The organism is Aurantimonas sp. (genome assembly GCF_964217435.1).
Lineage (GTDB): Bacteria > Pseudomonadota > Alphaproteobacteria > Rhizobiales > Rhizobiaceae > Aurantimonas > Aurantimonas coralicida.
In genome coordinates this window covers 77,380-102,212 of the sequence record NZ_CAXPJM010000027.1, presented here as the reverse complement: position 1 = coordinate 102,212, position 24,833 = coordinate 77,380, and the positions used below count along the sequence as shown (strand labels likewise).

At 66.8% G+C, this 24,833-nt stretch carries 24 protein-coding genes; 12 read left to right on the top strand and 12 right to left on the bottom strand.

All coding sequences use genetic code 11. The annotated features are described in order from the left end of the window. Positions 1 to 5: 5 nt before the first annotated feature. The 3 genes from petA to ACEQX1_RS11495 form a co-directional block, all read right to left on the bottom strand. Positions 6 to 566 carry a ubiquinol-cytochrome c reductase iron-sulfur subunit gene (petA, locus tag ACEQX1_RS11505; RefSeq protein ID WP_024350418.1) on the bottom strand — a complete coding sequence of 187 codons (561 nt, stop codon included), beginning with the start codon at positions 564 to 566 and terminating at the stop codon, positions 6 to 8. 243 nt (positions 567 to 809) lie between these two features. Continuing rightward, entirely contained in the window at positions 810 to 2,741 is a 1,932-nt protein-coding gene (locus ACEQX1_RS11500) for an ABC transporter ATP-binding protein (protein ID WP_370193077.1), read from the bottom strand. Then, the gene (locus tag ACEQX1_RS11495; RefSeq protein WP_370193079.1) at positions 2,738 to 4,609 is read right to left on the bottom strand and encodes an ABC transporter ATP-binding protein; all 1,872 of its coding nucleotides are present in this window, start codon (positions 4,607 to 4,609) and stop codon (positions 2,738 to 2,740) included. The genes ACEQX1_RS11500 and ACEQX1_RS11495 overlap by 4 nt, the downstream gene beginning before the upstream one ends. Before the next feature lie 242 nt (positions 4,610 to 4,851). On the opposite strand from ACEQX1_RS11495, the gene ACEQX1_RS11490 reads away from it, so the two are divergent. From ACEQX1_RS11490 to ACEQX1_RS11480, 3 genes are all read left to right on the top strand, one after another. After that, entirely contained in the window at positions 4,852 to 5,352 is a 501-nt protein-coding gene (locus ACEQX1_RS11490; protein ID WP_370193081.1) for a tRNA (cytidine(34)-2'-O)-methyltransferase, read from the top strand. Positions 5,353 to 5,482: 130 nt separating this feature from the next. Next, the gene (locus ACEQX1_RS11485; protein ID WP_024350414.1) at positions 5,483 to 5,662 is read left to right on the top strand and encodes a hypothetical protein; all 180 of its coding nucleotides are present in this window, start codon (positions 5,483 to 5,485) and stop codon (positions 5,660 to 5,662) included. 313 nt (positions 5,663 to 5,975) lie between these two features. Beyond that, complete coding sequence (locus ACEQX1_RS11480) at positions 5,976 to 6,941, top strand: calcium/sodium antiporter (RefSeq protein WP_370193083.1); 966 nt, start codon at positions 5,976 to 5,978, stop codon at positions 6,939 to 6,941. A 46-nt stretch (positions 6,942 to 6,987) separates the two neighbouring features. Here ACEQX1_RS11480 and ACEQX1_RS11475 read toward each other — a convergent pair whose 3' ends face one another. Beyond that, the gene (locus ACEQX1_RS11475; protein WP_024350412.1) at positions 6,988 to 7,272 is read right to left on the bottom strand and encodes a hypothetical protein; all 285 of its coding nucleotides are present in this window, start codon (positions 7,270 to 7,272) and stop codon (positions 6,988 to 6,990) included. A 241-nt stretch (positions 7,273 to 7,513) separates the two neighbouring features. Here ACEQX1_RS11475 and hemF point away from each other — a divergent pair, with 241 nt between their 5' ends. Together hemF and ACEQX1_RS11465 are read left to right on the top strand one after the other, a co-directional pair. After that, positions 7,514 to 8,422: an oxygen-dependent coproporphyrinogen oxidase gene (gene hemF / locus ACEQX1_RS11470; RefSeq protein WP_024350411.1), complete on the top strand. Its 909-nt coding sequence runs from the start codon at positions 7,514 to 7,516 to the stop codon at positions 8,420 to 8,422. 88 nt (positions 8,423 to 8,510) lie between these two features. Continuing rightward, positions 8,511 to 8,711 (top strand): DUF1059 domain-containing protein, encoded by a 201-nt coding sequence (locus ACEQX1_RS11465; protein ID WP_370193086.1) that lies wholly within the window; start codon positions 8,511 to 8,513, stop codon positions 8,709 to 8,711. 55 nt (positions 8,712 to 8,766) lie between these two features. On the opposite strand, the gene ACEQX1_RS11460 is transcribed toward ACEQX1_RS11465, so the two are convergent. From ACEQX1_RS11460 to ACEQX1_RS11450, 3 genes are read right to left on the bottom strand one after another with little or no spacing between them, the layout of a single operon-like run. Continuing rightward, positions 8,767 to 10,008, bottom strand: a complete 1,242-nt coding sequence (locus tag ACEQX1_RS11460; RefSeq protein WP_370193088.1) for a CCA tRNA nucleotidyltransferase — start codon at positions 10,006 to 10,008, stop codon at positions 8,767 to 8,769. Next, positions 10,005 to 10,688, bottom strand: coding sequence for a CoA pyrophosphatase (locus ACEQX1_RS11455; protein ID WP_370193090.1), 684 nt, complete (start codon positions 10,686 to 10,688; stop codon positions 10,005 to 10,007). Before ACEQX1_RS11455 ends, ACEQX1_RS11460 begins: the two co-directional genes overlap by 4 nt. Before the next feature lie 2 nt (positions 10,689 to 10,690). Next, complete coding sequence (locus tag ACEQX1_RS11450) at positions 10,691 to 11,281, bottom strand: DUF1285 domain-containing protein (protein ID WP_370193096.1); 591 nt, start codon at positions 11,279 to 11,281, stop codon at positions 10,691 to 10,693. Between the two features lie 205 nt (positions 11,282 to 11,486). Here ACEQX1_RS11450 and ACEQX1_RS11445 point away from each other — a divergent pair, with 205 nt between their 5' ends. From ACEQX1_RS11445 to ACEQX1_RS11425, 5 genes are all read left to right on the top strand, one after another. Further along, positions 11,487 to 12,497, top strand: a complete 1,011-nt coding sequence (locus ACEQX1_RS11445) for a MoxR family ATPase (RefSeq protein ID WP_024350406.1) — start codon at positions 11,487 to 11,489, stop codon at positions 12,495 to 12,497. A 14-nt stretch (positions 12,498 to 12,511) separates the two neighbouring features. Next, positions 12,512 to 13,438 carry a DUF58 domain-containing protein gene (locus ACEQX1_RS11440; protein WP_370193092.1) on the top strand — a complete coding sequence of 309 codons (927 nt, stop codon included), beginning with the start codon at positions 12,512 to 12,514 and terminating at the stop codon, positions 13,436 to 13,438. Continuing rightward, positions 13,438 to 16,305 carry a DUF4159 domain-containing protein gene (locus ACEQX1_RS11435; RefSeq protein ID WP_370196859.1) on the top strand — a complete coding sequence of 956 codons (2,868 nt, stop codon included), beginning with the start codon at positions 13,438 to 13,440 and terminating at the stop codon, positions 16,303 to 16,305. Before ACEQX1_RS11440 ends, ACEQX1_RS11435 begins: the two co-directional genes overlap by 1 nt. Further along, complete coding sequence (locus ACEQX1_RS11430) at positions 16,302 to 18,383, top strand: hypothetical protein (protein WP_370196842.1); 2,082 nt, start codon at positions 16,302 to 16,304, stop codon at positions 18,381 to 18,383. The genes ACEQX1_RS11435 and ACEQX1_RS11430 overlap by 4 nt, the downstream gene beginning before the upstream one ends. A gap of 88 nt (positions 18,384 to 18,471) precedes the next feature. Beyond that, positions 18,472 to 19,662, top strand: a complete 1,191-nt coding sequence (locus ACEQX1_RS11425) for a D-alanyl-D-alanine carboxypeptidase/D-alanyl-D-alanine-endopeptidase (protein WP_370194742.1) — start codon at positions 18,472 to 18,474, stop codon at positions 19,660 to 19,662. Between the two features lie 144 nt (positions 19,663 to 19,806). On the opposite strand, the gene ACEQX1_RS11420 is transcribed toward ACEQX1_RS11425, so the two are convergent. Further along, complete coding sequence (locus ACEQX1_RS11420; protein ID WP_370194743.1) at positions 19,807 to 20,817, bottom strand: zinc-binding alcohol dehydrogenase family protein; 1,011 nt, start codon at positions 20,815 to 20,817, stop codon at positions 19,807 to 19,809. 108 nt (positions 20,818 to 20,925) lie between these two features. On the opposite strand from ACEQX1_RS11420, the gene ACEQX1_RS11415 reads away from it, so the two are divergent. Continuing rightward, entirely contained in the window at positions 20,926 to 21,309 is a 384-nt protein-coding gene (locus tag ACEQX1_RS11415) for a helix-turn-helix domain-containing protein (RefSeq protein WP_230784624.1), read from the top strand. Positions 21,310 to 21,476: 167 nt separating this feature from the next. Here the strand turns inward: ACEQX1_RS11415 and ACEQX1_RS11410 are convergent, their stop codons facing one another. The 3 genes from ACEQX1_RS11410 to ACEQX1_RS11400 all read right to left on the bottom strand — a co-directional run bounded on the left by ACEQX1_RS11410 (position 21,477) and on the right by ACEQX1_RS11400 (position 23,080). Further along, positions 21,477 to 21,893 carry a hypothetical protein gene (locus tag ACEQX1_RS11410; protein WP_370194746.1) on the bottom strand — a complete coding sequence of 139 codons (417 nt, stop codon included), beginning with the start codon at positions 21,891 to 21,893 and terminating at the stop codon, positions 21,477 to 21,479. Continuing rightward, a complete protein-coding gene (locus tag ACEQX1_RS11405; protein WP_228239782.1) occupies positions 21,886 to 22,464 on the bottom strand; it encodes a hypothetical protein in 579 nt (192 codons plus the stop codon). The genes ACEQX1_RS11410 and ACEQX1_RS11405 overlap by 8 nt, the downstream gene beginning before the upstream one ends. Positions 22,465 to 22,573: 109 nt before the next feature. Then, positions 22,574 to 23,080, bottom strand: coding sequence for a GNAT family N-acetyltransferase (locus ACEQX1_RS11400; protein WP_370194748.1), 507 nt, complete (start codon positions 23,078 to 23,080; stop codon positions 22,574 to 22,576). A gap of 303 nt (positions 23,081 to 23,383) precedes the next feature. On the opposite strand from ACEQX1_RS11400, the gene ACEQX1_RS11395 reads away from it, so the two are divergent. Beyond that, the gene (locus ACEQX1_RS11395) at positions 23,384 to 24,376 is read left to right on the top strand and encodes a glutathione S-transferase family protein (RefSeq protein ID WP_370194749.1); all 993 of its coding nucleotides are present in this window, start codon (positions 23,384 to 23,386) and stop codon (positions 24,374 to 24,376) included. Here the strand turns inward: ACEQX1_RS11395 and ACEQX1_RS11390 are convergent. Next, positions 24,367 to 24,828, bottom strand: a complete 462-nt coding sequence (locus tag ACEQX1_RS11390; RefSeq protein ID WP_370194751.1) for an NUDIX domain-containing protein — start codon at positions 24,826 to 24,828, stop codon at positions 24,367 to 24,369. The two genes, ACEQX1_RS11395 and ACEQX1_RS11390, sit on opposite strands and share 10 nt — an antisense overlap. Between the last annotated feature and the right edge of the window lie 5 nt (positions 24,829 to 24,833).

The following is a 24,833-nucleotide window of genomic DNA, read 5'->3' as shown; positions in this document are numbered from 1 at the left end:
CCGGATCAGCCGATGCGGACAGTGGTGTCGGACGTGAACGTATAGGGCGGGATGTCCATGTTCGTCGGCGCCGGCCCCTGCCGGATGCGGCCGGCGGTGTCGTAGGACGATCCGTGGCACGGGCAGAACCAGCCGTCGAACGGGCCGGAATTGCCGAGCGGGATGCAGCCCAGATGCGTGCAGACACCGACCATCACCAGCCAGGCTTCCTTGCCCTCGGTCGCACGGTTCTCGTCGGTCGCCGGCGCGTCACCCGAAAGGTTCGCGTTCCGGGCGATCGGATCCTTCAGCTCTTCGAGCGGAACCGCGCGGGCTTCCTCGATCTCGGCTTCCGTGCGCTGACGGATAAAGATCGGCTTGCCGCGCCACTTGGCGGTGATCGACTGGCCCACCTCGACCTGGCTGACATCGACGTCGATCTCAGCGAGAGCGAGCGTCGCGGCATCGGGGTTCATCTGGTCGATGAACGGCCAGGCCAACGCCGCCGCGCCGACTGCGCCGACCGCACCAGTGGCGATGTAGAGGAAATCCCGACGGCTGGGTTCGGTGGTTTCGTTGAGGCTCACGGCGGCTGCCACTCCTTGACTGATCGTGCGCGGATCGCCCCGCTTGTTGCGGATTCGACCCCGTGCGGCAAGAGGAGACATGACGCAATATCGCCACGCTCCTGACAGGATTACGATTTCGGGCGTTTCTATGCGCGAACCTTGGCGCTTGTCCAGACTGGAAGGGCTCCAAGGTCCAAGTGTCGCTGTGCGATCACAAGCCTCAGGGCAGCCGGGTGGGTGCCGGCGGACCAGTCATGGCCCTCATGCGGGGGCGCGATCGGGCTCCTGGGGAACCGGTTCGGTCCTCGTGGCGTCGCCCGCATAGAGGAAGCCGCCGGACTGGCGTGCCCACAGGCTGGCATACAGTCCCCCGCCGGCGATCAGCTCGGCATGGGTCCCCTCCTCCACGATCCGCCCTTCGTCGAGCACGATCAGCCGGTCCATGGCAGCCAGCGTCGACAGGCGGTGGGCAATGGCGATCACGGTCTTGCCCTGCATCATGGCGGACAGATTGTCCTGGATGGCAGCCTCCACCTCCGAATCGAGCGCCGAGGTCGCCTCGTCGAGAACGAGGATCGGGGCGTCCTTCAGGAGGACGCGGGCAATGGCGATCCGCTGGCGCTGACCACCCGACAGCTTGATGCCCCGCTCGCCCACATGGGCATCGTAGCCGCTGCGGCCCTTCGGGTCGCGCAGGCCGGGAATGAACTCCTCGGCGCTGGCGCGCTCGGCCGCGGACAGGATGTCGCCATCGTCGGCGCCGGGCCGGCCATAGGCGATGTTGTCGCGGATCGAGCGGTGCAGCAGCGACGTGTCCTGCGTCACTACGCCGACCGCACCGCGCAGCGAGGCCTGGGTCACGGCGGCGATGTCCTGCCCGTCGACCAGAATGCGGCCGCCCTCGAGGTCGTAGAGCCGCAGCAGCAGGTTGACGAGCGTCGTCTTGCCGGCCCCGGAGCGGCCGACGAGCCCGACCTTCTCGCCGGCCCGGATCGTGAGCGACAGATCCTCGATGATCCCGCCACCCCTGCCATAGTGGAAGGTCACGTCTTCGTAGCGGATCTCGCCGCGCGTCGCGGTCAGCGGCTGTGCGTCCGCCCGGTCGACCAGCGCAGGCTGCGCGGTCACGGTGGCGACGGCGTCCTGGATCGTGCCGTAATTGCGCACCAGACCGTTGATGTTGAACATCATCCAGCCCGACATCTGGTTGAGGCGCAGAACCAGGCCGAGTGCGATCGCAACTCCGCCGGTGGTGACGCTCCCCGCCTGCCAGCCGAGGATAGCGACGGCGCCGACCCCGGTCATCATCAGGCCGTTGAGGACGGCGACCGCGGTGCGCACGCCGGTCAGCGCCCGGGTCATGCGCCGCACAGCCTCGACGAGATAGCCGAAGCCGTCCTTCACGAAGGCATCCTCGCGCCGGGACGAGTCGAACAGCTTCACCGAGAGAATATTGGTGAAGCTGTCGACGACGCGGCCGGAAACGACGGAGCGAGCCTCGGCCGCCGCCCGGCCGTTCTCGCGGATCTTCGGCAGGAGATTGCGGATGATCCAGACATAGCCGAGCGTCCACAGGCCCAGCACCATCGCCATCCGCCAGTCGATGGCGCCGAGGATGCTGACGGTCAGGATGATGAAGGTGACGAAGGACCAGAAGGTCTGGAGGATCGTCGTGATGAAGTCGCCCGTGGCCTGCCCGACCTGCTGGACCTTCTGCGACAGCCGGCCGGCGAAGTCGTTCTGGAAGAAGGTGTAGGTCTGCTCCATCAGCCGGCGATAGCTCTGCCAGCGGATGCGATTGTAGAAGCTCGGCGAGATCACCTGCTCTTCCAGCACCGAGGAGGCGAACAGCACCAGCGCGCGGCCGATCAGCGTCAGGAAGGTGAGGATCGCGACCAGCCAGAAATTCTCCGCCAGGAACGTCGCCGGCGTGGACCGCTCCATGGCGTCGATCAACCAGCCGACGCCGGTATAGAGCGCTGCTTCGATGCCCCCGGTCAGCCCGCCCGTGATCAGCAGGGCTCCAAGCGGCCATTTCGCCTGACGGGCGAAGTGCCAGATGAAGCGGTTGGTCTCCGACGGCAGCGGGGCGAGATGGCCGGTGCGATTGAGCCGCGCATCCTCGCGGTCCTCGCCCTGATCCTCGAAGGGATCGAGCAGCGTCTCGAAACGCCGGAGAAAGCGGTCCATCATTCGGCGGCCCTTATGGTCGAGGCCGCATCCGCGTCGGGATCACCGAGCAGGAAGCCGCCCGTCTGGCGGGTCCACAATTGCGCATAGAGGCCGCCCCGGTCGAGCAGTTCGGAATGGGTGCCCTCATCCACGATGCGGCCCTGGTCGAGGACGATCAGCCGGTCGAGGGCCGCGATGGTCGAGAGGCGATGGGCGACAGCGATGACGGTCTTGCCTTCCATCAAACGGTAGAGATTGCCGGCAATCGCCGCCTCGACCTCGGAGTCCAGCGCCGAGGTGGCTTCGTCGAGCAGCAGGATCGGCGCGTCCTTCAGCATGACGCGGGCAATGGCGATGCGCTGGCGCTGCCCGCCCGAAAGCTTGACGCCCCGCTCGCCGACCTCCGCGTCGAGCCCGCTGCGTCCCTCGATGTCCCGCAGCTCGGCGATGAAGTCGGCCGCCTCGGCGCGTTCGATGGCGCGCAGAAGATCGGCCTCGCTGGCGTCGGGCCGTCCGTAGAGGATGTTGTCGCGGATCGAACGGTGCAGCAGCGAGGTGTCCTGCGTGACCATGCCGATCTGGCTGCGCAGCGATTCCTGCTTCACCGTCGCGATATCCTGCCCGTCGATCAGAACGCGGCCGGATTCCACGTCGTGAAAGCGCAGGAGAAGATTGAGGATGGTGGACTTGCCCGCCCCCGAACGCCCGACAAGGCCGACCTTCTCGCCCGGCCGCACGGTCAGCTCGAAATCCTGCAACACGCCGTCGCCGCGGCCATAGTGGAAGGCGACGTTCTCGAAGGCGATCTCGCCGCGGTCGACGACCAGCGCGGGCGCAGTCTTGCGGTCGGTAATGGCGTGCGGGATCGTGAAGGTAGACATGCCGTCGCGGATCGTGCCGATGTTCTCGAACAGCGCCGAAACCTCCCACATGATCCATTGCGACATGCCGTTGATCCGCAGAACGAGGCCGATCGCCGCAGCGATGGCGCCGACGCTGACCAGTTCGCCGAGCCACAGCCAGATCGACAGGGCGCCGACGGCGAAGAGCAGCAGCGAGTTCAGCGCGTAGAGCGAGACATAGAAGAGGTTCACCAGCCGCATCTGACCGTAGACCGTGCCGAGAAAGCCGCGCATGGAGCGCTGTGCGTAGTCGGCTTCGCGCCGGGTGTGGGCGAACAGCTTGACGGTCGCGACATTGGCATAGGCGTCGACCACGCGGCCGGTCATCTCGGCGCGGGCATCGGCCTGGCTCTGCGAGACCCGGTCGAGGCGCGGGATGAAGTACCACAGGATCAGCGCGTAGATCGCGACCCAGGCGGCGAAGGGCAAAGCCAGCTTCCAGTCGGCCGCCGCCACGAGGACGACGATGCCGGTGAAATAGACGACCACATAGAGGAAGACGTCGATCGACTTCATCACCGTCTCGCGCACGGCGAGCGCGGTCTGCATCAGCTTGGTGGAGATCCGTCCGGCGAATTCGTCCTGATAGAAGCCCATGGAATGGCCGAGCATCCAGCGATGCACCATCCAGCGGAAACGCATGGGAAAATTGCCGGCGAGGCCCTGAAAGGTGACGAGCCCTTCGAGAAAGACGAGGCCCGGCAGCAGCACCAGCACCACGGCCGCCATCAGCGCCAGGGTCAGGCCGTTCTCGGCCATGAAGGTTTCGCGCGAGACGCCCGAGAACCAGTCGACGATCTGGCCGAGGAAACCGAACAGCGAGACCTCGACGATCGAGATCAGTGAGGTCAGGATCGCGGTCGCGACGAGCAGCGGCCAGACGGGCTTGGCGTAGAACCAGACGAAACGGAACAGGCCGCCCTGCGGCGGCGTGGTCAGATCTCGCGGCGGGAACGGCTCCACCATCCTCTCGAACAACGAGAACATCAAAAAGGCTTTCCAATCGGTGTGTCGGGGCGGTTCCGGCCGCTCCGGAAACACCCGAACGGCGGCGGAGCAGCGCTCCCGGATCCCGCCGACCGTGCCGCGGGACATATGACTGCATACTGTGTCGTCGTTGCGAAGGATGGCGCGCTCGCCCCTGTCAGGAGCATCGCCGACATATTCGGGATATAGGAAGCCTGGCTGCGGAATCACGGGGCCGGACAGCGCAGGCGAGTGACAGCATCGTGAAACCAGACAGCACCGACAAGCCATCCTTGAGCGAGCCGCAGATCTCGCTGGCGCTGTACCAGCCCGACATCGCCGGGAACACCGGCACGATCCTGCGGCTGGGCGCCTGTCTGGGACTGCCGGTGGAGATCATCGAACCGGCCGGCTTCGACCTGTCGGACCGGGCGCTGAAGCGTGCGGGGATGGACTACCTCGCCATGTCGCAGTTGATCCGGCACGTCGATTTCGCCGCGTTCGACGCGGCGCGCCGCGAGGCCGGACGGCGGATCGTGCTGTTCACGACCCGCAGTTCCAAAATCTATACGGACTTCGTCTTCGCGCCGGGCGACGTCGTGATGTTCGGTCGCGAGAGTGCCGGTGTCCCTGACGCCATCCATGCGGTGGCCGACGCGCGAGTGACGATCCCGATGGATGGCGGCGGACGGTCGCTCAATCTGGCCGTCGCCGCCGGAATGGCGGCCGGTGAAGTTCTCCGACAGTTACGCTGGCAACAATAACTCAAGTCGGAATCGTCATCGTTAGCGTCCGATTAAGCAAATCCAAGCAATATGAGGAACCGACCTGCGAAAGGCACGTTGCCTGTCCAACGTTGGAAATTTGCTCTCTTCTACCTGAAAGGCCAATGAAATGAGTGAACTGGCCAGAACGCTTTCGAACAGACGGCGCCAGTCGGAGATCGCGCGTTTTCTTCAGAACACGCCGAGCTTCTCGGCGCCGACAGGGCTGCCACAGTCGATCCGCGAACAACTCGAGCGTCTGCAGGTTGCCGAAGCCAAGATGCCGCAGCCGGGCAGCAATCCGCGCTGATCGCGAAGCCGCGCCGTTCCAGGCGCGGCACTGTCGCTGATTCCTGATCGGCGAAGATAAACCGGCCTGCGTCGACGATGTTCCGCGGCCTTTCATCGCTCAACTCGCGCGATTTTTTCCCTCCCCCTTTTTCCGATGCCCCCATTCGTCCGCAGCGTCGTGTCGCCGGCTTGCAGGATGCGGTTTCTGCCGGATCTCTCGCCCGCAACGCTTGGCGGAACGACGATGGCTACCCACATCGCCGATGTCGGACAGGCAGTACGCCTGAACCATCACCGGGCTTGCTGCCCTCGAATTTCGGGTTGAGACCGCATTGCCGATCGTCTGGGATATTGCCTACCTCGTTGCCGGTGCCGTCCTGCTGTTCGGTGGCGGTGAATTCCTGGTTCGCGGCAGCGTCGCCATCGCCACCCGTTACGGAATCTCGAAACTCGTCGTCGGCCTGGTCATCGTGGGCTTCGGCACGTCGGCGCCGGAACTGCTGGTTTCCGTGCAGGCAGCGCTCGCCGGTTCGCCGGACATCTCGGTCGGCAACGTCGTCGGCTCCAACATCGCCAATGTCCTGCTGATCGTCGGCGCCGCCGGTCTCATTGCGCCCGTGGCCAACAGCGATCCGGCGATCCGGCGCGACCTGATCATGATGGTTGCGGCCTCGCTCATCGCCGTGGCACTGTTCCTGACCGGCAATATCGGCCGACTGGCCGGCGCCGGCCTCCTCGCCGCTCTCGCCGTCTACCTCTTCACCACCTATGCGCTGGAGCAAAGGCGGCGGCGGCTTGCGAAAGGATCGGACCGCGACAACGCAGACAGGGATGACGACGAAAAGGGTCTGGCGCTCCTGCCGGCGCTGCTCCGCGTGGTCGCCGGCATCGTGATGCTGGTGGTCGGGGCCCGGCTGATGGTCACGGGCGCGGTCGGCATCGCGCGCGACTTCGGCGTATCGGAAGCGGTGATCGGCGTGACGGTCGTCGCCATCGGAACGTCCCTGCCCGAACTGGCGACGGCGCTGATCGCCGGATGGAAGCGGCAGTCGCAGGTGGTTCTCGCCAACGTCGTCGGCTCGAACATCTTCAACATCCTGAGTATTCTCGGCGCAACCGCAGTGATTGCACCCATCGCGGTGTCCGGCCGCTTTGCCATCTGGGACGGGCCGATCATGGCCGCGATCGCGGTGGCCATGCTGGCCTATCTCTTCGCATTCCGCACCATCGGACGGCCGATGGCGGCGGTCATGCTCGTCGCCTATGCCGGCTACATCGCGGTTCAGGCCGGGCTCTGAAACGCCGCAGCCTGAGACGGCGCTGCGATCGGCCGTGCTTTCGCGGTCAGTCGGCGCTGGGCAAGCGGCGCATGGTGAATTCGATGTCGCCCTCCGGCAGGGCGCGCCAGCTTTCCACCGACGTCCAATAGGCCGCCTTGGGGTAACGATCGAGCCATTCGCGCGCCTTGGTGCGCGCGGCATCGCGCGGCAGGATGAAGGTCTCGCGCACGAAGCTGTCGCCTGCCGATCCCGCCATTCTGCTGGCGTCGCGGCCGACGCCGCGGGAGCCGCGCGTCCGTTTGAGCTGGCGGGAAAGACCGCCAAGTGGCGGCGGTGTCAACCGGGACATGCTGGTCGTCTCTCGAACTTCCGATCGTCAGGACCCACAAGATAGCGGGCAGCGAACGCTTTTGCGAATCGCGCGATACCGGCACAACGGAGATCATCCGCCTCGTCACGAGGTTGGCATTTTGCGGTTCGGCTCCAGATGTCGTGCCTGTAAGACCGGCGGCGCAACGGTCCGAGAGACCGGTGCAAGCGCCAGACAGTCAGTGCGGGACGTCCCGCCAGCATCGAAAAGAGTGCGTCGCATGGAACGGCCGAATTTGCCCGAGGGGCTTCCCGAAGACATCGAAACCAAGAAGGCGACCGCCCAGGCCTGGTTCGAGGCCCTGCGCGACCGCATCTGCAAGGTATTCGAGGAGATCGAGGACGGTTTCGGCGAGGAGACCGGACTGGAGCCCGGCCGGTTCGAACAGACCGAATGGTCGCGCGAGAACGAAGGCGGTGGCGGCCTGATGTCGATGATGCACGGCCGCGTCTTCGAGAAGGTCGGCGTCCATACCTCGACGGTGCATGGCGAGTTCTCGCCCGAGTTCCGCAAGCAGATCCCCGGTGCCGAGGAGGATCCGACCTTCTGGGCCTCCGGCATCTCGCTGATCGCCCATATGCGCAATCCCAACGTCCCCGCCGTCCACATGAACACCCGCATGGTGGTGACGACCCGGCAGTGGTTCGGCGGCGGCGCCGACCTCACCCCGACGCTCGACCGGCGCAGGACCGACGACGACCGCGACACGCTCGCCTTCCACAAGGCCCTGCAGTTCGTGTGCGACCGCCATTCGGGCGTCGCCGACTACGCCAAGTTCAAGGAATGGTGCGACACCTATTTCTATCTGCCACATCGCAACGAGGCGCGCGGCGTCGGCGGCATCTTCTATGACTGGCTGCACTCGTCGGACGAGGCCGGCGGCTGGGACGCCGATTTCGCCTTCACCCGCGATGTCGGCAAGGCGTTTCTCGTCGTCTATCCGCACATCGTCCGGCAGAACGTCGTGCAGCCGTTCACCGAGGCCGATCGTGAGGAGCAGCTCATTCGCCGCGGCCGCTACGTGGAGTACAATCTGCTCTACGACCGGGGCACGCTGTTCGGCCTGAAGACCGGCGGCAACGTCAATTCGATCCTGTCGTCGATGCCGCCGGTGGTGAAATGGCCCTGAGGGGCGGCGAAACTTTCCGTCGACCTTGAACCATTTAAAAGATCGGACGTTTTTCCTGCTCTAGTCGTGACGGATCAGGGAGGATCCCATGTATGAGCTGGATTGTTCAGGCGTAATTCCCGGGTGCCGGCGCGTCATCCGCGCCGAATCCGAGGCGGAAGTCATCCGCAGGGCCATCGTTCAGGCCCGCCAGTTCGGCCTCGAGCACATCTCGCCGGCAATGCTGGATGCGATGCGGACCCGCACCCGCGAAGAGGCGAGTATCCGTCGATCGACGATCGCGGCATAGAAAAAGCAGGCGCGAGGCCCGCTTTTTTTGTGTCGGTACGACGTCGCGGACCGTGTCAGACCCGTTCGAGCAGGCTCTCGCGCCCGAGGACGAAGCCGCTGCTCGCCCACAGCTTGCGCAGCCGGTCGAGGGTCTTGCCCATCTCCGGCCCCGGCGCGATGCCGGCCGATTTCAGATCCTCGCCGCTGACCGGAAAGGCTGGTGGCGCGAAAGTGGCGACGATTTCCAGCTGGCTGGTTAGCCTGGCGATGGCGTCGAGCGTCTCGCGCGAGGATTCCGCCTTGCCGCGCGCCGATGCGACGGCCAGCCGCAGCCGGTCGGCGATGGCGGCCCGATCACCGAAATACAGCCGTGTGCGAAAGGCGGAGTCGCTCTCTTCCGGCTTTGCCGGTTCGGCAATGGCGAAGCCGACGATGCGATCGCGGTCGGCGTTGGACAGCTTCAACCGTTCCGCCATCTGGGTCAGGCGCGCCGGGTCCGGCGGCACGATGGCCGCGAGCCGCAGCATCGGATCTGGTGCCCAGCCGAAGGCTCCCTCGCTCTCCACCAGCGAATGGATCGCGTCGATCCCCCAACGCTCGCTCTCCGGCAGAATGCGGGTCAGGACGCCTGTCTGGCGCATCCACAGCAGCGCGCGCGACGGGTCCGGTGCCGCGAGAAGCTTCTTCAGCTCGGTCCAGACCCGCTCGACCGACAGTCCGTCGAGCCCCTCCTTCAGGCGCGTCGCAGCCCGAATGCCGGCGGCATCCGGCCGGCCCTTCCCGTACCAGGCGAAGAAGCGGAAGAAGCGCAGGATGCGCAGATAATCCTCGCGGATGCGGGTCTCCGAATCGCCGATGAAGCGCAGCGTCTGGCTGCCGAGATCCTCGATGCCGCCGACGAGGTCGACGATGCTGCCGTCGGCACGCGCATAGAGCGCGTTGATCGTGAAGTCGCGGCGCTCGGCATCGGCTTTCCAGTCGCGACCGAAATGCACGACTGCGTGGCGACCGTCGGTCTCGATGTCGCGGCGAAGGGTCGTGACCTCGTAGGCATGGTCGGGCGTCACGACGGTCACGGTGCCGTGCTCGATCCCCGTCGGCACCGCGCGGAAGCCGGCCGCCTCCACGCGCCGGACCGTCTCGTCGGGCAGCGTCGTGGTGGCGATGTCGATGTCGCTCACCGGATGGCCGAGCACGGAGTTGCGGACGGCGCCGCCGACGATCCGCGCCTCCTCGCCATCGGCCGACAGGGTTGCCAGCAGCGTCTGCAGCGCCGGCGTCGTCAGCCAGTCTGCGTCGATCGTCGTGGCGGTCATGCGTAAAGTCCTTCGTACAATGTGCGGATGATGCCCGCGGTGACGCCCCAGATGAAGCGTTCGCCGAAGGGCATCACATAGTAACGCCGCTCGATGCCCTGCCAGATGCGGCTTTCCTCGCGGTGGTTCGCTTCGCTCATCAGGAAGCCGAGCGGCACCTCGAAAACGTCCTGCACCTCGTCGGGATTGGCGACGAGGCTGAAACCCGGCCGCACGATCGCGACGACGGGGGTGATGCGGAAGCCTGTCGTGGTCAGGTAGCGCGGCAGCCGGCCAACCGGTTCCACATGGTGCGGATCGAGCGCGATCTCCTCGACGCTTTCCCGGATCGCCGCGGCTTCCGGCGATGCGTCCTCCGGATCGACGGAGCCTCCCGGAAAGGCGATCTGGCCCGAATGCTTGCGCAGATGCGCGGTGCGGGTGGTCAGGATCACCGTCGCCCCCTCGCCCCGGTCGACGATCGGCACCAGCACGGCGGCGTCCCGCGCCCGGTCGCGCTCCATCAGCTGCACGAGATCGGGGTTCAGCAGATGATCGCCATATTCGCGCGTCGGCGCGGCATCGCCTGCCCAGCCCCGCGCGGCGATCCGCGCCCGCAGATCGGTTGCGGTGAAGTCGGTATAGCGCTCGGCAGGCGCGTCATCGGCGACGCCCCGTCCGTTCGGGTCTGCGGCCAGCACGGTCAGGACCCGGCCTGCGAAGCGGCTATGTCGAAGGTCGCGCCGCCGGAGCGGACGAACTGGCGTTCGCCATCGGTCTCGACATGGTCGGCCAGATCGAAGGCCAGCGCCCGGGTCAGTCGCGCCTCCAGCCGGCCGCGCACCGTGACATAGGGGCGAAACTCACCATTCGGGCCGGTGCTCAGGCGCAGGGGATTCTCCGGCCCTGCGGCGCAGACGTCGCCGACATCCGTGCGGAACGTCAGAAGCGGTTCACCGTCATGGATCTCGCGATTCATCTCCACGGCCTGGAAATGCGCGTCCTCGACGGTGATGCCGAGCTTTTCCACAGGGGTAACGAGATAGGTGCGCCCGTCGGCATCCTTGCGCAGAACGGTGGAGAACAGCCGCACCAGGGCCGGGCGGCCGATCGGCGAGCCATTGTAGCTCCAGTGGCCATCGGCGTGGATCACCATGTCGATGTCGCCGCAGAACTCCGGCTCCCAGCGTTCCACCGGCGGGGCGCCCTTGCCTGCACGCTCGGCACGGGCGACAAGAGCCGCGAGGCTGGCGCCGGCATCGCTCGGCACGGTTCCTGTTGCGTCGTCCTGCATGTCGCTGGGCTGGTGCGGCAATGGGTCCTCCGATCGGGATTCGTCTTATTTTGGCCGGCCTTCGCAGTCACGAAATAGTTGCTCCTCGCCAGCTTGCCAGGAGTCCCGGTGGCCGATTTGATGAGTGAAAGCGGCCGTGCGACGGCCATCGCACATCGACGCTGATCTGGCCATTTCCCTTCGATACCTGACGGAGACCGTCCCGATGACGATGATGAAGCCCGAGGAGGAGACCCTCAGCGAGGACGCCATCGTGGGGCTGGCGGAGACGGCACTGACCGACATTGCACGGGTTCGCGAATCCGTCGGACGGGTCATCTTCGGCCAGGAAAGCGTCGTCGAGCAAAGCCTCATCGCGATCCTCTCCGGCGGGCATGCCCTCCTCGTCGGCGTTCCGGGCCTTGCCAAGACCAAGCTGGTCGACACGCTCGGGCTGTCGCTGGGCCTCGATGCCCGCCGCATCCAGTTCACCCCCGACCTGATGCCGTCCGACATCGTCGGCACCGAGGTGATGGACCAGGACGAAACCGGCCGCCGGTCGTTCCGCTATGTGAAGGGCCCGGTCTTCGCCCAGCTTCTGATGGCCGACGAGATCAACCGCGCCTCGCCGCGCACCCAGTCCGCGCTGCTGCAGTCGATGCAGGAATACCACGTGACCGTTGCCGGCGAGCGGCACGATCTGCCCAAGCCCTTCCATGTGCTGGCGACCCAGAACCCGCTGGAGCAGGAAGGCACCTATCCACTGCCCGAAGCCCAGCTCGACCGCTTCCTGATGCAGGTCGACGTGTTCTATCCCGATCTGGAATCGGAGCGCCGGATCCTGCTGGAGACCACGGGGGGCGCCGATCAGGTCGCCGAGCCGGTGATGACGTCGGACCGCCTGCGCGAGATCCAGACGCTGGTGCGGCGCATGCCGGTCGCCGAGAACGTCGTCGACGCGATCCTCCGGCTGGTACGATCAGCCCGGCCGGGCAATGGCCACAAGGAGGCCGACGCCCATATCGCATGGGGCCCCGGCCCGCGTGCCAGCCAGGCGCTGATGACCTGCGTGCGCGCCCGCGCCCTCTATGATGGGCGCTTCGCGCCGTCGGTGGACGACGTGATGGCGCTGGCCGAGCCGATCCTGCAGCATCGTATGGCGCTGAACTTCTCGGCCCGCGCCGAAGGCATGAATGTCCGCGACGTCATCGGCGCGCTGAAGCGCGACGCGGCGTAGGGGCAGGGTCCAGCATGCCGATCGGCACCACCGTCGACCTCACCGCCGCTCCGGACGCGCTGGCCCGTTCGCGGCAGCGCGCCGCCCTGATGCCCGACCTTCTGGTCGAGGCGCGGCGCGTGGTATCGACGGTCATCGCCGGCTGGCACGGCCGGCGGCGGCGCGGCGTCGGCGAAAATTTCTGGCAGTTCCGGCCCTTCGTCGAGGGCGAGCCGGTCTCGCGCATCGACTGGCGCCGCTCGGCCCGCGACGATCATGTCTATCTGCGCGACCGCGAGTGGGAAGCCGCTCAGACCGTCTGGCTGTGGGCCGACCCGTCGCCGTCCATGCGCTTCATGTCGAGTGCCGCCCAGGTCTCGAAGGAATCGCGCGCGCTGGTCATCGTCCTGGCCCTCGCCGAGATCCTGTCGCGCTCGGGCGAGCGCATCGGCTATCCGGGCGTCGTCGATCCGATCTCGGCGCGCAATGCCGCCGAGCGCATCGCCGGCGCGCTGTTGTCCCGGCGGCCCGACGATCCCTTCCCGCCGGACGACCGCCTCAAGCGCTTCACCGAACTGGTCATCGTCAGCGATCTCCTCGATCCGGTCGACGAGGTGGTGGCGCGCATCGACCAGCTCGGCCGGCGCGGTATTCGCGGCCACATCGTGATGATCTCCGATCCGGCGGAGGAGATGTTTCCCTATGCCGGCCGGACCGAATTCCGCGATCCCGAGACCGGCGCGACGCTGACGGCCGGACGTGCCGAGACCCTGCGCGAGGAATACGCCACCGTCTACCGGGCGCGCCGCGAGCACATCGCCGAGCATTGCCGCCGGCTGGGCTGGAGCTTCATCCCCCACCGCAACGACCATCTGGCCTCCGAAGCGCTGGTCGCCGTCCACGGACGGCTGAGCGGCGCACCGCAGGCCGTCGCCCCGCGCGCAGCGGGAGCCTCGGCATGATCGGCGGGCTCGCCCTTTCCTTCGGCGCGCCGCTGGTGCTGTTCGGGCTTCTGGCCCTGCCGGCGATCTGGTGGCTTCTCAAGCTGACGCCGCCGCGGCCGCAGATGGAGACCTTTCCGCCGCTGCGCATCCTGGAACGGGTGCTGAAGCGCGAGGAGACGCCGTCGAAGAGTCCGTGGTGGCTGACGCTGCTGCGCCTGCTGCTTGCCGCGCTGATCATCTTCGCCCTCGCCGCCCCGACCCTCAATCCGCGCGAGGGCCAGTTGACCGGCACCGGACCGCTGGCGCTGCTCGTCGACAATGGCTGGGCCAGCGGTGGCGATTTCGACCTGCGGCGGACGGCTGCCGAAGGGCTGATCCGTGAAGCTGGCGAGGCCGGGCGCCCGGTCTCCCTCGCCTTCACGGCCGAGGGGCAGTCCGACGACGCGACGCCCGTCGAAGCCAACGCTGCGCTGGAGCGCCTCGCCGCCGCAGCGCCGCGCCCCATTCCCACCGACCGGGCAGCCGCAGCCGAGCGCATCGCGACCGCGCTTGCGGGCAACCGCGTCGGCTCGCTGGCCTTCGTCGCCGACGGTCTCGATGCGGAGGGAACCGACGCCGCCAGCCGCAGCCTTGCCGCCCTAGCCCCGTCGCAGGCCATCGTCTATGCGCCGGACGTCGGAGGCCTCGTCGGGCTCACTGGTGCCGACAATTCGACGGAAGCGCTGGTCGTGCAGGCCGTCCGTCCCGGCGCGGCAGCCGAACCGCGCAGCTTTGCCGTTCGCGCGATCGACGCGCAGGAGCGCGAGATCGGTCGCACGTCCCTCGATTTCGCCGCCGGATCGGCCAGTGCCGAAGCCCGCTTCGCGATCCCCGTGGAACTGCGCAACGACATCGCCCGGCTCGAGGTCGAAGGCGCCGAGACCGCCGGCGCCGTCCGGCTGGTCGACGACAGCTTCCGGCGCCGCCGCGTCGCGCTGGTGTCGGGCGAATCCTCCGACCTCGCCCAGCCGCTGCTGTCGCCGCTCTACTACATCACCCGGGCGCTCGAGCCTTTCGCCGATCTCGTGCGACCGCAGAGCGCCAATCTCTCCGAGTCCATCCCTGCGCTGATCGCCCGGCGGCCTTCGGTCATCGTCCTCGCCGATATCGGCATCCTGCCCGACAATGCCCGCGAGGCGCTGCAGGGCTTCGTCGAGGGTGGCGGCTATCTCCTGCGCTTTGCCGGCCCACGCCTCGCCGCCGCGCCGGGCGACGACACCTTGGTACCGGTGCGCCTGCGCACCGGCGAACGCCAGCTCGGCGGCGCCATGTCCTGGTCCGAGCCTCAGAAGATCGCGCCGATGCCCGACGGCGAACCCTTTGCCGGGATCGCCGTCCCGGAAGACGTCACCGTGACCCGCCAGATCCTCGCAGAACCGGCAGCGGACCTGTCCGAACGGACATGGGCGAGCCTTGCCGACGGCACGCCGCTCGTCACCGCCGAGACGGTGGGTGCCGGCACCATCGTCCTCTTCCACGTCACCGCCGAGGCGACCTGGTCGAACCTGCCGATCTCCGGTGCCTTCGTGGAAATGCTGCGGCGGATCGTGACGCTGTCGCGGGCCGGCGCCGGCCCCAGCGAGGACCGCACCGCCGCCGACAGCCTGCCGCCCTATCGCGTGCTCGACGGTCAGGGTCGCCTCACCAGCCCCGGCGCCGACGTCCAGCCGCTGCAGCCCGTCGCCGATGGCGACCAGCCGGTGACACGCGAAAATCCGCCGGGCCTCTATGGTAGCGAGGAAGGCTATCTCGCCCACAACCTCCTGCCGGCCGACGCCGAATTGCAGCCCCTGCCTGCGCTGGATCTCGGTGTGCCGGTCGAGGCGCGCGGCTATGGCGGCGAGAATGCCGTCGATCTGGCGCCCTGGTTGTTTGCCGCCGCCCTCGTGCTCTTCGCGCTCGACGCGCTGGCCCTGCTATGGCTGAACGGTGCCGCGACGCGCATCGGAAGCAGCTTTTCGCGCGGCCGTGCCGGCGCGCTCCCGGCGATCCTCGCGATTGCCGCGATCGGACTTGTCGTCACGGTCCCGGACGCCCACGCACAGGAGCCGGCACCGACGCCATCCGCCGAGCAGGTCGCGGACGACGACGTCGATGTCGAGCGGGCGATCCGGGCGACGGAAACGACGCATCTCGCCTATGTGCTCACCGGCGACGAAGCGACCGACGAGATTTCGCGCCAGGGTCTGTCCGGCCTGTCGCAGTTCATCACCGCCAAGACGGCGCTGGAGCCGGGCGAGCCGATGGGCGTCGACATCGCCACCGACGAACTCGCCTTCTTCCCGATCATCTACTGGCCGATCGACGCCGGCGCGCCGATGCCGAGCGAAACCGCGATCGGCCGCATGGATGCCTACATGAAGCAGGGCGGCACGGTGCTGTTCGATGTGGCCGACGATCCGATCTCCGGCCTGTCCGGTGGCAATGTCTCGGCCGGCCAGCGCCGGCTGCGCGAGATCCTCGCCGATCTCGACGTGCCGCCGCTCGATCCGGTGCCGACCGACCACGTCCTGACCAAGGCGTTCTACATGCTGGACGACTTTCCCGGCCGCCACACCGGCTCGCAGCTCTGGGTGGAATCGCTGGTGCGCGACGGCGAAGGCGGCGCGCGGCCGGCGCGCGGCGGTGACGGCGTCTCCTCGATCATGATCACGTCGAACGATTTCGCCAGCGCCTGGGCGGTGGACAGCCAGGGCCTGTTCCTGTTTCCGACGGATTCCGCCGATCCCGCCCAGCGCGAATATGCCTATCGGGCGGGCGTGAACATCGTGATGTACGTGCTGACCGGCAACTACAAGGCCGATCAGGTGCATGTGCCGGCGCTCCTGGAAAGGCTGGGCCAATGAACTGGTCGGTCGATTTCGCGCCGTTCTTTTCCTGGACGGTGATCGCCCTCCTCGCGGTTCCGGCGGTGCTGCTCGCGCTGGCGCTCGTGGTCGCGCGCATCCGCGGCGCACTGGTGCGCATCCTCGCCATTGCGGCGCTGCTCCTGGCGATCATGAACCCCGTGGTGCTGCAGGAAGAGCGCGACCCGCTGAAAAGCGTCGTCGCCCTCGTGGTCGACCGCAGCCAGAGCCAGACCATCGGCGAGCGCAACGCCCAGGCCGACGCCACGGAAGCGGCGCTGAAGGAGAGCCTCGCCCGCTATCCCGAATTCGAGGTGCGCACCGTCGAGGCCCGCTCCGGCGCCTCGCCCACCGACGGCGCCACCACGGCCCTGTTCGGCGCTCTCTCCGGCGCACTCAAGGATGTCGCGCCGGCCCGCGTCGCCGGCGCCATCATGGTGACGGACGGCCAGATCCACGACATTCCGGCCGAAGCCCAGGCGCTCGGCTTCGACGCGCCGGTGCATGGTCTGATCACCGGTCAGCCGGACGAATTCGACCGCCGGATCGAGATCACCACCAGCCCGCGCTTCGGTCTGGTCGACGAGGACCAGAGGCTGCGCTACCGCGTCCTCGAAGACGGCCCGGCCGCTTCGGACCGGCCGGTCGAGGTGCAGGTCTTCCTGAATGGCGACCTGATCTCCCGCGAGAGCGTGCGCCCCGGCGGCGATGGGGAGTTCGTCTTCCAGCTGCCGCGCGCCGGCAAGAACATCCTCGAACTCGTCGCGGCGCGGGACCCGAACGAGATCACCCCGGTCAACAACCGGGCGATCGCTGTGGTCGACGGCATTCGCGAGAATCTGCGCGTGCTGCTCGTCTCTGGCGAACCCCATGCCGGCGAACGGACCTGGCGCAATCTCCTGAAATCCGACGCCGCCGTCGATCTGGTGCATTTCACCATCCTGCGGCCGCCGGAAAAGCAGGACGGCACGCCGATCGACCAGCTGTCGCTGATCGCCTTCCCGACGCGCGAGCTCTTCGTCGAGAAGATCGACGATTTCGACCTGATCATCTTCGACCGCTATCAGGAGCGCGGCGTGCTGCCGTCGCTCTATTTCGACTACATCGCCCAGTATGTGCAGAATGGCGGCGCAATGCTGATCGCTTCCGGCCCGGAATATGCCAGCCAGGAGAGCGTCGCCCGCACCCCGCTGCAATCGATCCTGCCGGCCCTGCCCACGGGCGACATCGAACAGAGCGCCTTCCGGCCGCAGATCTCCGAGATCGGCCGCAAGCATCCGGTCACACGCAACCTGCCCGGCTCGGCCAGCGAGCCGCCGGATTGGAGCCGCTGGTTCCGGTCGATCGACGTCAGCGAGCCCGAGGGCGAAACCGTGATGGACGGGCCGGACGGCAAGCCACTTCTGGTGCTGGACCGGGTCGGCGAAGGTCGCATCGCGCTTCTCCTGTCCGACCAGGAATGGCTTTGGTCGCGCGGCTTCGAAGGCGGCGGCCCGCATGTCGCGCTGTTCCGCCGTCTTGCCCATTGGCTGATGAAGGAACCGGAACTGGAGGAAGAGGCACTGGACGCCGAGGCCCGCGGTTCCGACCTCGTCGTGACGCGCCAGACCATCGGCGACGCCCCCGGCCCGGCGACCGTCCTGACGCCATCGGGCGAAGCGGTCACCCTGCCGCTGAACGAGGTGGGCGCCGGCCGCTACGAAGGCGTGCTGGAGACCGAAGAACTCGGCCTGTTCCAGGCGGCCAATGACGATCTGCGGGCGCTGGCCAATGTCGGTCCGGTCAATCCGCGAGAATATCGCGAAGCCATCTCCACCGGCGACAAGCTGCAGCCGCTTTCGGACGCCACCCGCGGCAGCGTGCGCCGGGTGGCCGACGATGACGGCGGATTGTCCGTCCCGCGGGTCGTGCCGGTCAGCGGCCGCGCAAATGCCGACGGCCGCGACTGGATCGGCCTGAAGACCACCGACGAGACGGTGCTGCGCGGCGTCGACCGCACGCCCCTCTTCGCCGGCTTCCTCGGCCTTGCCGTGCTGCTCATGGCGCTGTCGGCCACCTGGTATCGCGAGGGCCGGTAGCCCCGCGCCTCTGTCGAGAGCCTTGCCTAACGCATCGGCACCTCTAGTGTGAGGAACACGTCAACACGCCGAACATGCTGGAGCCGCCATGTGGTCTCGCCTGCTTGCCACGGTCTTCGCGGTGCTTCTGCTGCAAGCCCCGGCCACCGCTGACGTCAAGGACCGGGTCGCGGCCCTCGCGCCATCCGGGCTGGTGTTCGTGCTGGACGAAGACGGCAACGAGCTGCTCGCCCAGAACGCCGACAAGCCCTTCGTCCCTGCGTCGGTCGCCAAACTCGTCACGGCGTGGCTGGCGATGGAGGTGCTCGGCGGCGACTACCGCTTCAAGACGCAGTTCTATCTCGGCGACAACAGGGTCCTGTATGTGCGCGGCGGCGGCGACCCGTTCCTGGTCTCCGAGGAACTCGCCGTGCTCGCGCCGAAGCTCCTCGAGGAAACCGGCACGGAGCCCTTCACCGGTATCGTCGTCGATGCGAGCTACTATCCCGCTGAGCTTAGCATTCCGGGGATCGTGGCCACCGACGAAGCCTACGACGCGCTGAATTCGGCCCTCGCCGTCAACTTCAACACGATCAACGCCCGTCGCAACGGCCAGACTGTCCGGTCCGCCGAGGAGCAGACGCCGATCACGCCGCTCGCCATCAGCCAGTTCCGCGCGCGCGGCCCCAACGGCCGCAGCCGGATCAGCCTGACCCAGGAAGATCCGAGCATCGGCATCCGCTATGCCGGGGAGCTGCTCGCCGCCTTCATCGACCGGTCCGGTGGCAGTGTCGAGGGCGAGATATCGCTCGGACCGGTCCCCGCCGCGCTGACACCGGTCTATGTGCACGAGCAGTCGCGCGATCTTGCGGAAATCCTGCGGCAGATGCTGATCGGCTCGAACAACTACATCGCCAACCAGGTCTTTCTGGAGATCGGCGCGCAGCGCGAGGGCGGCCCGGTCAGCCTCGAGAAATCGATCCGTGTCGCGCGTGAGATCTTCGCCGCGCATGACGTGCCCGACGCGATGCAGCTGGTGGAGGGCTCGGGCATCAGCCGCGACAATAGCTTCACCGCGCGCGGCCTTGCCCGCGTGCTGGGCCATTTCGCGCCCCACGCCGAGCTTCTGCGCAAGACCCGCGCCGGTTCCCGCTACAAGACCGGCACCTTCTCCGGCGTCAGCACCCTAGCGGGCTTCGCCAGAACTGCAGAGCACGGCGACGTGCGGTTCGTGATCTCGCTGAACGGCGGCGGCAAGCTGCGCTTCCGCCTGCTCACCGCCATCGAACGCGGCTTCTGACGAGAGCGCGGTGCACCGAACGGTGCGGTCGTACGACGGGCTGCATTCGCGTGGGTAATGGACCGATCGGCCCCGACCGGAGGACCAAAACTGACCGGTCGGGGCGATCGCTGATGGCTAGACAGTCGATTGAAATCGAACCGGTCAGAAGCCTTCGAGGACGATCTTGCCCTTGACCCGGCCGGCTTCGGACTTGCGATGTGCTTCCTTCAGGGTCTCGGCATTGATCGGCGTCATCACCTCGCCGAGCGTCGTGCGGATCTTGCCGGTGTCGATCAGCTCGGCGACCTTGTCGAGCAGCTTGCCCTGCTCGTCCATGTCGGCGGTCTCGAACATCGATCGCGTGAACATGAACTCCCAGTGGGTGGACACGGATTTCTGCTTGAAGGCCGAGACATTCAGGGCATCGGGGTCGTCGATCAGGCCGAAATGACCCTGCGGCGCGATCAGTTCGACGATGGCGTCCAGATTGTCGGCGGTCCCGTTGGTCGAGAAGACGAAGCCGGGCGCGCCAATGCCGAGGGCCTTGATCTCTTCGGCCAGCGGCTTGCTGTGATCGATCACATGGTGCGCGCCGAGATCCATGACCCAGTCGCGGGTTTCGGGACGCGAGGCCGTGGCGATGACCGTCAAGTCGGTCAGGGCCCGAACCAGCTGGATGGCGATCGAGGCGACCCCGCCGGCCCCGCCGATGATCAGGATGGCGTTCGCCGAGCCCGGCACCGGCCGCGTCAGGTCGAACCGGTCGAACAGCATTTCCCAGGCTGTGATCGCGGTCAGCGGCAACGCCGCCGCTTCGGCGTCGGAGAGCGAGGCCGGCTTGTGTCCGACGATGCGCTCGTCGACGAGATGGAACTGGCTGTTGGCCCCAGGACGCACCAGCGATCCGGCATAGTAGACGTCGTCGCCGACCTTGAAGCCCTCGACGGATTCGCTGGCCTCGACGACACGGCCAACGGCATCCCAGCCCAGCACCTTCCACGCGCCGTCCGGATCGACATTTGCCCGGATCTTGTAGTCCACCGGATTGACCGAGATCGCACGCACCTCGACGAGAAGATCGCGGCCGGCCGGAACGGGGCGGTCGAGTTCCACATCCACCAGCGCGTCCGGCCGATCGATCGTCCCGGCATTCCTGTACGCAATCGCTTTCATCATCCTGCTCCGTCACGCGATCCGATTGAACAGGGCCGAAGATGTTCCTATGCTTGCATGAGAGCAATACGCACAAATGACGCCACTAGTATCAAGAAGGATACCACCATGGCGAAAATCCGGCATTCCCGGTTCGACTGCACCCCCGGCTGTTCTGTCGAGGCGGCCATCGGGCTGATCGACGGCAAGTGGAAGTCGGTGATCCTGTTCCATCTGCTGGACGGGACGTTGCGGTTCGGCGAACTGAAGCGGCATCTGGTCAGCATCACGCCGCGGACGCTGACGAACCAGCTGCGGGAGATGGAGGAAGATGGCCTCATCGACCGCAAGGTCTATGCGCAGGTTCCGCCGAAGGTCGAATACAGCCTGACGCCGCTCGGCCGCAGCATGGAGCCGATCCTGCGGTCGCTGAAGCAGTGGGGCGACGCCAATATCGGCCTTTACGGCAAACCTCAGAAACCGGAACCGCGCGCCGAACACGCGGCTGCGTGAACCGAAGCCGGCGGTACGCCGGATCACGCGGCGGGCGGCGCAGTTGTGGTGTCGGACGATGCCTGCCACGAGGCAGCAACCGGACATTTCAGAGGCTCACGCCGATAGTCAACCGCCGTCCTCGGCTTGGGAGACGAACGTACGCGGCGATCCCCTTTCGCGGTCTCTCACCTCTTCGAGGCGGCAGACGGGGTCACGATCTTCACCCCTTGCATCGAGTCCGCCTCGACGTCGACGCTTCCGCTGACAACGCTCCCGTCTGGGCCCAGGGTCTCGAGGATGTAGGTCCCCGGCGGAACGTCATCGAACTGGAAGTAGCCGGAATCGTTCGTCACGGCCTGCATGCAGGAGTCCGGCTCCGAACAGAGGCTGATGAGCTGATCGGCCAGCGCCTTCTCCATGCCTGCGCGGCTTCGCGGCGCCCTGGGGGATGCGTCGTCGCCGGTATTGGCGGCTTCGCTCGCCACCAGATCGCCGAACAGGCCACCGGCATGAACGGGTTTCATCGCGAACGCCATCGCCAGGGCGGGAAGCGCCAGCCACAGCGCAATCGCTGATCGAGAGGTCCTTCTCGTCTCAATCACCTGCGCGGCCTCCCGCTTCGCTGAGGATGATCTCCGACGCCCTTCCCCGGCGCACGGGCTCGAGGACCTGCTTGCCGTAGTCGATGGTGTCGATCCCGCTCAGCAGGGTCCCGCCATTGACCGGAATCATCTTGCTCTGGTGCCCATCGTAGGACACGACGAAATAGTCGAAGAACCAGGGGGATTTGCCGTCGGGATTGATCTTCCTGGGCACCGACGCCGTCCACCGCACCAACTGAGGCCCGACCGTTCCTTCCTGCCCCCATTGCCGCGGGCTGATGCTCATCCGGAAGGATCGCATGTCGAGCTCGTTCTCGGCGACGCCGCCGATCTCGACCGTGCCCTGCATCTTGACGATCTCGTAGCGCGGCGAGCTGATCGTCATGGGTTTCAGGAACAGGATCGCGATGAGGAAGATCACGACATAGCCGGCGACCGCGCCGCCGAGCTTGAAATTCACGCCGGCCAGCGCGCCACTCGCCTGTCCGGTGGACGGGACGGACCTGTAGAGCAGGATCGCCGGCACCAGCGGTGCCAGGATCGTCACCAATATCGCGACTATGTCGATCATGGCGGGCATTGCGTCGAACCTTCCGCATTCCCCTGCGGAATTTTAGGCCGGATTGCCGCTCGGTGCAATCCGCGCTTGCCCGTGGTTCATCAAGTCTGTGGGACAGCGCTCAGAGGCGCCGCGCGCCGACATGTCCCGTCACCCCGCCGAGCGCACCGTCGACGAGCTCCAGGCCCAGGAGCCGGGCCAGATCGACGGGCCCCGGCATGATCACCGAGCCGCGGGGCAAAGGACGATAGCCGAGCGGCGCGTAATAGGGCGGATCGCCGACGAGGATGATCGAGCTCTCGCCCGCCTCGCGGGCAGCCGTAGCGGCGCGCTGCATCAGCGCCTTGCCGACGCCACGGTTCTTGAAGGCCGGCCGGACCGCGAGCGGCCCCAGCATCAGCGACGGGGCCTCGCCGATCGCGATCGGGGTCAGCCGAACCGAACCGATGATCGCCCCGTCATGTTCGGCGACGAAGGAGAGCGCCGGCGCATGGCGGGCCATCTCGCGAACACGCTCGGCGGCGCGGGTGAAGCGACCGGGGCCGAACGCCTCGGCGGCAATGGCATCGATGGCGGCATGGTGGTCAGGATCTTCCGGAAGATACCGGACGTCGGAAAGGGCAAGCATGACGGGCATTCCAGGTCGGGCGGGCGTCAGCGCCGCTCGCTGGGCTCCCATCGGCTGATCGGGATACCGGCAAACGACGACGGTCAGTGCGCGTGCGCGCAGATCCTGTGTCGTCGTCGGCGGATGATCATCGGAGCACTCCTCAAGTCCGGCAATCCGGTTAGCACTGCGATCAGGGAAGGTCCAGCCGGAGCCCATCCGGCCGGTTGGTGCCCGAGCGTTGACGCTGCGTCGCGGCTGCTACCGGAACGCGCGGGTGCCACTTCGGTTAGTCTAACGAACCCGAACCGAAGGAGATCGCCAATGGGACTGCTCGTAGACGGCCAGTGGCAGGACAAATGGTACGATACGAAATCGACCGGCGGCAGCTTCCAGCGCTCGACCACGAGCTTTCGCGACTGGATCACCGCCGACGGATCGCCCGGCCCGGACGGCCAGACCGGCTACAAGGCCGAGCCCGGCCGCTACCATCTCTACGTCTCCCTCGCCTGCCCCTGGGCCCACCGCACGCTGATCGCCCGCAAGCTGAAGAAGCTGGAGGACGTCATCTCCCTGTCGGTGGTCGACTACCACATGGGCGAGGAAGGCTGGGTCTTCTCCGACCGTCCCGGGGCAATTCCCGATCCGATCTTCGGCAAGAAGCGGCTCTATGAAATCTACCTGGAAGCCGACCCGCACTACACCGGGCGGGTCACCGTGCCGGTCCTCTGGGACAAGCAGACCGGGACCATCGTCAACAATGAATCCTCGGAAATCCTGCGCATCCTGAACCGCGGCTTCGACGCCTATGGCGATGCCTCGGTCGACCTGTCACCGGACGATCTGCGCGACGACATCGATGCGATCAACGCGGACGTCTACGACCACGTCAACAACGGCGTCTACAAATGCGGCTTTGCGACGACGCAGCAGGCTTACGAGAAGCCCTTCGGACAGTTGTTCAACGCGCTCGACCGGCTCGAGGCGTTGCTGTCGAAGCAGCGCTACCTCGTCGCCAGCGCCGCGCCGACCGAGGCGGACTGGCGGTTGTTCACCACGCTGATCCGCTTCGACCCGGTCTATTTCGGGCACTTCAAATGCAATCTGCAGCAGATCAGGGACTACCCGAACCTCTTCAAATACATGCTTGAACTCTATCAGGTTCCGGGCGTGGCCGAGACGGTCGACTTCGACCATATCAAGGGTCACTACTATTCCAGCCACGCGACGATCAATCCGACCGGCATCATCCCCGTCGGTCCGAAGCAGGATCTCACCGTGCCGCACGGGCGCGAGCGGCTGGCCGTTCACCAATAGGGGTCGCGCACCGTCTCGCCGGTCAGTTCGGCGAGACGGCGCCGGGTTGCGTTGGTGGTGCCATCCGGCAGCTCGCCAGGCGCGAAGAACCCCATCTCGGCGATCTCGGCGCCCGGCTTGTGGTTCGTCTCGCGCCGGAACGCGCCGCAGCGATAGAGCAGCACGTGATCGCGGTTGGAGGCGTTGCGGTTGAAATGGGCCGAGACCAGCTCCGGCTCGCCCAGAAGCACGATCCCTGCCTCCTCTCGCACCTCGCGCGTCATCGCCTCGGCCGCCGTCTCGCCGGGATCGACACCGCCGCCGGGCAGGTACCAGCCCGAGACATAGGTGTGCCGCACCAGGCAGATCCGCCCCGCGTCATCAAAGACGAAACCGCGAACGCCGAGGGTCATGGGCCGTGCCACCACATGCACGCCATGCAGGATGCGCACCATCAGTTTCTCGAAACGCATCGCCG

Bases quoted from the DNA above. Each gene is read 5' to 3' on its own strand.
- ACEQX1_RS11500 (WP_370193077.1), bottom strand. From the start codon at position 2,741: ATGATGGACCGCTTTCTCCGGCGTTTCGAGACGCTGCTCGATCCCTTC.
- ACEQX1_RS11495 (WP_370193079.1), bottom strand. From the start codon at position 4,609: ATGTTCTCGTTGTTCGAGAGGATGGTGGAGCCGTTCCCGCCGCGAGAT.
- ACEQX1_RS11485 (WP_024350414.1), top strand. From the start codon at position 5,483: ATGAGTGAACTGGCCAGAACGCTTTCGAACAGACGGCGCCAGTCGGAG.
- ACEQX1_RS11475 (WP_024350412.1), bottom strand. From the start codon at position 7,272: ATGTCCCGGTTGACACCGCCGCCACTTGGCGGTCTTTCCCGCCAGCTC.
- hemF (WP_024350411.1), top strand. From the start codon at position 7,514: ATGGAACGGCCGAATTTGCCCGAGGGGCTTCCCGAAGACATCGAAACC.
- ACEQX1_RS11465 (WP_370193086.1), top strand. From the start codon at position 8,511: ATGTATGAGCTGGATTGTTCAGGCGTAATTCCCGGGTGCCGGCGCGTC.
- ACEQX1_RS11460 (WP_370193088.1), bottom strand. From the start codon at position 10,008: ATGACCGCCACGACGATCGACGCAGACTGGCTGACGACGCCGGCGCTG.
- ACEQX1_RS11450 (WP_370193096.1), bottom strand. From the start codon at position 11,281: ATGCAGGACGACGCAACAGGAACCGTGCCGAGCGATGCCGGCGCCAGC.
- ACEQX1_RS11445 (WP_024350406.1), top strand. From the start codon at position 11,487: ATGACGATGATGAAGCCCGAGGAGGAGACCCTCAGCGAGGACGCCATC.
- ACEQX1_RS11440 (WP_370193092.1), top strand. From the start codon at position 12,512: ATGCCGATCGGCACCACCGTCGACCTCACCGCCGCTCCGGACGCGCTG.
- ACEQX1_RS11430 (WP_370196842.1), top strand. From the start codon at position 16,302: ATGAACTGGTCGGTCGATTTCGCGCCGTTCTTTTCCTGGACGGTGATC.
- ACEQX1_RS11425 (WP_370194742.1), top strand. From the start codon at position 18,472: ATGTGGTCTCGCCTGCTTGCCACGGTCTTCGCGGTGCTTCTGCTGCAA.
- ACEQX1_RS11420 (WP_370194743.1), bottom strand. From the start codon at position 20,817: ATGAAAGCGATTGCGTACAGGAATGCCGGGACGATCGATCGGCCGGAC.
- ACEQX1_RS11415 (WP_230784624.1), top strand. From the start codon at position 20,926: ATGGCGAAAATCCGGCATTCCCGGTTCGACTGCACCCCCGGCTGTTCT.
- ACEQX1_RS11405 (WP_228239782.1), bottom strand. From the start codon at position 22,464: ATGATCGACATAGTCGCGATATTGGTGACGATCCTGGCACCGCTGGTG.
- ACEQX1_RS11400 (WP_370194748.1), bottom strand. From the start codon at position 23,080: ATGCTTGCCCTTTCCGACGTCCGGTATCTTCCGGAAGATCCTGACCAC.
- ACEQX1_RS11395 (WP_370194749.1), top strand. From the start codon at position 23,384: ATGGGACTGCTCGTAGACGGCCAGTGGCAGGACAAATGGTACGATACG.
- ACEQX1_RS11390 (WP_370194751.1), bottom strand. From the start codon at position 24,828: ATGCGTTTCGAGAAACTGATGGTGCGCATCCTGCATGGCGTGCATGTG.